Annotated in this window: 5 protein-coding genes and 4 tRNA genes; 6 read left to right on the top strand and 3 right to left on the bottom strand. The window is 43.0% G+C overall.

Translation table 11 applies throughout. The features are described from left to right. Positions 1-639: 639 nt before the first annotated feature. Entirely contained in the window at positions 640-1,980 is a 1,341-nt protein-coding gene (pssA, locus tag R7O13_RS23575; RefSeq protein WP_158157001.1) for a CDP-diacylglycerol--serine O-phosphatidyltransferase, read from the bottom strand. 71 nt (positions 1,981-2,051) lie between these two features. Next, a complete protein-coding gene (locus R7O13_RS23570) occupies positions 2,052-2,483 on the bottom strand; it encodes a GNAT family N-acetyltransferase (RefSeq protein WP_017633746.1) in 432 nt (143 codons plus the stop codon). 101 nt (positions 2,484-2,584) lie between these two features. On the opposite strand from R7O13_RS23570, the gene murB reads away from it, so the two are divergent. Both murB and birA read left to right on the top strand, forming a co-directional pair. Then, entirely contained in the window at positions 2,585-3,628 is a 1,044-nt protein-coding gene (murB, locus tag R7O13_RS23565; protein WP_318304785.1) for a UDP-N-acetylmuramate dehydrogenase, read from the top strand. Further along, the gene (gene birA, locus R7O13_RS23560) at positions 3,625-4,590 is read left to right on the top strand and encodes a bifunctional biotin--[acetyl-CoA-carboxylase] ligase/biotin operon repressor BirA (RefSeq protein WP_318304784.1); all 966 of its coding nucleotides are present in this window, start codon (positions 3,625-3,627) and stop codon (positions 4,588-4,590) included. The genes murB and birA overlap by 4 nt, the downstream gene beginning before the upstream one ends. A gap of 7 nt (positions 4,591-4,597) precedes the next feature. Here the strand turns inward: birA and coaA are convergent, their stop codons facing one another. Further along, entirely contained in the window at positions 4,598-5,521 is a 924-nt protein-coding gene (gene coaA, locus R7O13_RS23555) for a type I pantothenate kinase (RefSeq protein WP_005388683.1), read from the bottom strand. 205 nt (positions 5,522-5,726) lie between these two features. Between coaA and R7O13_RS23550 the strand changes: the two genes are divergently transcribed. The 4 genes from R7O13_RS23550 to R7O13_RS23535 all read left to right on the top strand — a co-directional run bounded on the left by R7O13_RS23550 (position 5,727) and on the right by R7O13_RS23535 (position 6,122). Beyond that, positions 5,727-5,802, top strand: a tRNA-Thr gene (locus R7O13_RS23550). Positions 5,803-5,838: 36 nt separating this feature from the next. Then, positions 5,839-5,923: transfer RNA gene (locus R7O13_RS23545), tRNA-Tyr, on the top strand. Positions 5,924-5,958: 35 nt separating this feature from the next. Beyond that, a tRNA-Gly gene (locus R7O13_RS23540) sits at positions 5,959-6,033 on the top strand. A 13-nt stretch (positions 6,034-6,046) separates the two neighbouring features. Continuing rightward, positions 6,047-6,122, top strand: a tRNA-Thr gene (locus tag R7O13_RS23535). Positions 6,123-6,302 lie beyond the last annotated feature (180 nt).

The raw sequence follows: 6,302 nt of genomic DNA, 5'->3' as shown, positions 1-6,302 counted from the left end.
CGGCCTGTCACGCCGGGGGTCGCGGGTTCGAGTCCCGTCCACTCCGCCACTTATATTAAGCCTCAGTCGAAAGACTGGGGCTTTTTTCGTTTCTACTGCGACGTTTCCCTGAAGTGTGTTTACACCTAACTAGACTACTCCCCATAATCCCTACTAAGCGAACTCTGCGTGATTACACACTAGGCTTTAACTATAGGCCGTTGATGCTGTGGAAAGGCAATATGACCTACAAACAAGCCTAAGTAATCTATGGTATTCAAAGGCGTTCAACGACTTGAATCTTGATGAGAAAGAAAAAACGAATTGGAAGGTGAAAGATTGAAGGAGCTCTTCATTAGCGAGGTGATGATTTTCGACGCTGAACATTTGATGAGTCTCAGAAAAATATATCGCCAAAGGGTAAGAAGCGCCAGAACAGAGAGGGGTAGCTTAGCTCGAGGCTGTATGCTATGCGGAATACTCACAAACGTCAAAGCTCAAACCCATTAAGAGAGTCGCTCTAGATCTAAGTGGTTATGTGCTCACTAGCGGTACTAGAAAATAGTTAAGTATTCCAAATGGATTATATGAAAAAGCCAACTGCTAAAGCGGTTGGCTTAGTATAAAAATCTCGACGTACTTTAGAGCGAGAAATGATGTCTAAAGAATACGTTTTAAAACACCATCTGCTTTTAGGCGGGTAATTTTTCTGACCAGTCGCTGTACCCCTATAGGATAGTCTTCTACTTTCTCTAATTGCTTATAAGTACAGATAAGGTGAGTATGCTCAAGAATACGCGAAACTTCGTCTTCAAACTTCTCAGTGAGCTTCGCATAATTGTCTTGTATGAGTAGCCCATTTTCTAGGTCGAGTGACCAAGCACGTGGATTTAGGTTATTCCCAGTAAGTAGCATATAGCGTTTATCAACCCAAATACCCTTAAGGTGGAAGCTGTTATTGTCATGCTTCCATAGGTGAATTGACAATTTACGTGCGGCGATATTCGCTTCATTGGCTTTCGCAAAGCGACGCAAATTCACTTCGTAAAGATATGGAAGTCCGCCAATAGTTTTAAAGTCTTCCTCAGGTGCAATGTAAAAGTCGTTGGCGGTTTTATCACCCACAACAATAGTTACTTTCACACCACGCTTCATGGCTCGTTTCACTTCACGATGAAGTGCTTTAGGGAAGTTAAAGTAAGGCGTACAAATGAAAATTTCGTCTTGGGCTGCTGCCAATAACTTTACAATCTGTTGATTGAGCAGATTACGGCGTTTGCCTAGCCCAACTAACGGAGTGACTTTTACACTTTCTTCTGTTGCAGCTTGGTCTTCAAACTTATAGTTGGCTTGAGCAAGAGATGCCCTCAGTTGGCGAATCGCCGACTTTATTTCTTTGGTTTCTGGTTTATCTTTTCCTGCAAGATCATTAACGGCAGGGTGAGCAATCATTTCTTCCTGAATGAATTGCACCATTGAATTCGCTAAAGATTCATGTCGAATCATATGGTAACGATCAAATCGATAACGTTCATGATAATGGAGATAAACGTTATTTAAGCTCGCCCCACTGTAGATAACAGTATCATCGACAATGAAGCCTTTTAAATGCAGTACCCCAAAAACTTCTCTGCCACGCACTGGTATGCCATAGACAGGGATTGGGTGCTGGTACTTACTGGCATATGCTTTGTAAAGCGCTGAATTACCCTCAGATGTCTCCGCACCAATCAGGCCACGCTGCGCTCGATGCCAGTCGACACAGATATTGATGTCCAACCCAGGATTGCGCTGTTTCGCTTCATAAAGCGCAGTGAGAATTTCACGTCCAGCTTCATCATCTTCCAGATATAGAGCGACTAGGTAAATTCGCGACGTTGCTTTGCTGATAGCATCTAAAAGACGGGTTCTGAATGATTCTGCTGAATACAGAACATCAAAGTCTTCCGGATTGACAGCGAGACTTGGCAACTGTTCGAATGGATTCCTACTTACTATCATATCGGTATGAGTACCTTAGTTTAGTGCAATATTGCGAACCTGCCATTTTATCAAAGATATGATTTACCTGGCTACAAAAGCACGCGTTTTGATGTCGTTGAAGAGATGAATTGCATTGGAATGAGATCTTTACCGCTATCTACGTAACGTTGAAATGCCATTTTTAGCGGGTGTGGTAGCTCAGAGCAATCAATTGTTGTGAATCCATGCTTGGAATAATAGGATTCGAGATGTGTAAACGCGAAGCAATAATCGCCATCAGTGAAAACATTGTTTTTACAATGAGTTAGTAGTTTTTTTCCAATCCCTGTTCCCCTAACTTTCGGAATGACCAACATTCCTGTCAACAGACGAACTTTATCTACACCTTTTAAACGTAGTAACGCAATGATTTCACCCTTATGGCTTGCTGTAATGATCAATTCATCCTTTTTGGCTCGACCCGCAGGGTAATACGCTTTGTATAGTTTCTTAATGAGGGGGAGCTTGATGGGATTTAACACTTCTATGATTAATGAGTCTGGTATTGTCACTGCGGTTAAAAGATAACTAATGTAGAATGTCGACAGTTTAAGAGAATCTTATCTGGTGTTGCAAACCTACTATGCAAATTAAAACAAATGCGAGCCTAAAGGCTTACCATACTTTTGGAATTGAACAATCGTGTTCCTATTTAGCTATCGTTGAGTCGCTCGAAGATGTTATTGAGCTATTTCAAAACCCAAGATTCACCCATTTACCGAAACTTTTTTTAGGTAAAGGAAGTAATGTTCTTTTTACAGAACATTTTGAGGGATTAGTGATTGTTAATCGAATCATGGGTAAAGAAGTCACGGAAACGGATGAGCACTACCTATTACATATTGCCGGTGGTGAAGATTGGCCTGAATTGGTTTCCTGGTGTGTGAATCAGGGGATCGGTGGGATCGAGAACTTAGCTTTGATTCCAGGTTGTGCTGGCTCGGCTCCTATTCAGAACATTGGTGCGTATGGCCTAGAGCTAAAAGACATCTGTGATTATGTAGATGTTCTTGACCTAACTACGTTTGAAAACAAAAGAATGCACGCCCAAGACTGTGAGTTTGCCTATAGGGATTCCATATTTAAACATGCGTTGCACGGAAAGTGCTTTATCACCGCATTAGGGCTTAAGTTGGCGAAGCAATGGCAGCCGATTAACCAGTACGGCCCTTTACAAAGTATCCCAGAAGAACAACTCAGCCCTGCTTCTATCTTCGAACGAGTATGCCAAGTGCGAAAGGCAAAACTGCCAGATCCAACCAAGATAGGTAACGCAGGTAGTTTCTTTAAAAACCCAGTGATCACGCAAGATCACTATGATCGACTCACAAAAAAATACCCTAACGTAGTGGCCTACCCAGCTTCAGGAGGAATGAAAATTGCTGCTGGTTGGCTTATCGATCAGTGTGGATTAAAAGGGAAGTCTGTACACGGTGCGCAGGTCAACCCTATGCAAGCTTTGGTTTTGACCAACATGGAGAATTGTAGTGCAGATGACATTGTCGCGCTTGCTTCTTTAGTGAAGCAGACAGTATGGGACAAATACCAAATCATACTTGAGCATGAAGTACGCTTTCTCAATCGTACCGGGGAGACCAATTTGGCTCAGATCGAGGCATCTAGATGAGAAAAGATCACTCTACGAAACTTCATATTCTAAAGTTATTAAGTGATGGAGAGTTTCATTCAGGAGAAGCGTTGGGCGACGATCTTAATGTTTCTAGAGCGGCAATCGCTAAGCACATTAAAGGTCTTAGTGAATGGGGTATTGATATTTATCGAGTGCAAGGGCGCGGTTACCAATTAGCCTCACCATTGCAGTTGTTAGACGAGACTCTCCTTACCACTAGCTCGGAGTCACTTGTTGAACTCGTCCCTGTGATTGACTCAACGAATCAATATTTGCTCGACAGAGTCGCGGATTCGGAAAAGGGCCGTGTTTGTATTGCTGAATATCAAGCACAAGGGCGTGGTCGCCGCGGTAGACAATGGGTCTCACCGTTTGGCTCTAACTTATATCTCTCTATGTATTGGCGACTGGATGCAGGAATGGCTGCGGCAATGGGCTTGAGCTTGGTGATTGGGATTGCCGCAGTGGAAGCTTTGGAAGAAGTAGGCATGCAAGGTGTTAAACTCAAGTGGCCGAATGACTTGTATTATCAAGATAAAAAACTGGCCGGAATCTTGGTTGAAATGTCGGGTCAGGCCGGTGGGGCTGCTCATCTAGTGATTGGGATGGGCCTGAATATTGGAATGCCTGGCGACCAGCCTGAGATTGACCAGCCATGGACCACGTTGAACCAAGTAAATCAGAGTCTCAAGATCGATAGAAATGTTCTAGCAATGACTCTTATCAAGCATTGGAATTCTGCACTTGTCGAATATGAAATGAAAGGGCTTACTGGCTTTATCGAACGTTGGAATCGGTTAGACAATTTCCTTAATCGTCAGGTCAAACTGCTTATTGGTCCTAGAGAGGTATATGGCGTCGTTCGAGGCATCGATCATCAAGGTGGAATATTAATCGAAACCTCCCAAGGACTAGAGACTTATATTGGTGGTGAAATCTCGTTGCGTAAAAGTGACTAAGCTTCGATTACTTTCGCAACGAGACTTTATCAACTAAGTGGTTAACGCCTTTGTGTAGAATCAAGTGGGCTCTCTCACGAGTTGGAAGAATATTCAATTCTAAATTGAGCCCATTAATATCATGCCAAATTTGCTTCGCTTTTTTCTTTGCGTCATCGACAGAGAGTTGTGTGTAATGGCTAAAATAAGAGCCTGGTTTCGTAAAGGCCCCTTGGCGAAACTTTAAAAAGCGTTCTACATACCAATGTTCAATGGTCTCTGTTTCTGCATCGACATAAATTGAAAAATCTAAAAAGTCAGAGACGAAGACACGATGCGGGTCATGTGGATAGTCCATTCCACTTTGCAGAACGTTTAAACCTTCAATAATAAGAACATCCGGTCTATCCACTTTTCTTAGTTCATCAGTAATGTCATACGTGATGTGAGAGTAGATGGGTACTTCAAGATCGGGCTTTCCTGCCTTTACGTCAGACATGAACTCGACTAAGCGCTTGATATCATAGGATTCTGGGAAGCCTTTACGATGCATGATACCGCGTTCTTCTAGTACTTTTTTCGGATATAGGAAGCCATCTGTTGTAACCAAGGACACTTTGGGATGATTCTCCCAACGAGAAAGCAATGCCGTTAGAATACGAGCAGTCGTACTTTTGCCTACAGCAACACTGCCAGCGATACCAATTACGAAAGGGGGAGCATGTTCCTCTGTATTTAAGAATTGTTGTAATACGGAATTGCGGCTTTGACGAGCCTGGACATACAGATTCAAAAGACGAGACAAAGGAAGGTAGATCTCTACCGCTTCCTCCATGGTTAGGTTTTCATTAATGCCCTGAAGCGCAGTCAAGTCGTCTTCAGAAAGTGTCATCGGTACAGAGTTTCTTAACTCGGCCCAATTTGCACGGTCAAATGACAAAAATGGACTCATGGGTCTCTTTTATCCTTGGTTTAATAGAAGCAAGAACATACATCAAGCGAACTTCAAAGCAAACGACAAAGGTCGAAGTTTACTTTAAAAAAGCTAAGTTTGTACGAATTTGCAGCAAACGAATCTAAAAAATCGAAATTTATGATTTTTTTTCAAATTACTATTGCAACCTAGAAAATCATTCAATAGAATGCGCACCACTTATGCCGACTTAGCTCAGTAGGTAGAGCAACTGACTTGTAATCAGTAGGTCACCAGTTCGATTCCGGTAGTCGGCACCATTCTTTCCTTTAGTAGTCTGAATGGCTTGAAAATTTGGAGGGGTTCCCGAGTGGCCAAAGGGAGCAGACTGTAAATCTGCCGGCACTGCCTTCGATGGTTCGAATCCGTCCCCCTCCACCATATTCTTTAGGAAATAGCTCTCAGAGTTACGTGTTGCGGGCATCGTATAATGGCTATTACCTCAGCCTTCCAAGCTGATGATGCGGGTTCGATTCCCGCTGCCCGCTCCACTCTAATTTGAGTGCTGATATAGCTCAGGTGGTAGAGCGCATCCTTGGTAAGGATGAGGTCGGCAGTTCGAGTCTGCCTATCAGCACCAGCTCTCAAGTTTATTTCCTTTTGATATTAGATTTACCAATTATCTTTTTTTGGTTGCGTGGTCAATTTGGGCCACCTAAATCCGTACCTAGAGGGACCACTCATGTCTAAAGAAAAATTTGAACGTACGAAACCGCACGTTAACGTTGGTACTATCGGCCACGTTGACCACGGTAAAACA

The sequence above is a fragment of the Vibrio sp. Y176 genome, assembly GCF_033438945.1.
This window is presented reverse-complemented; position numbering and strand designations above follow the sequence as displayed.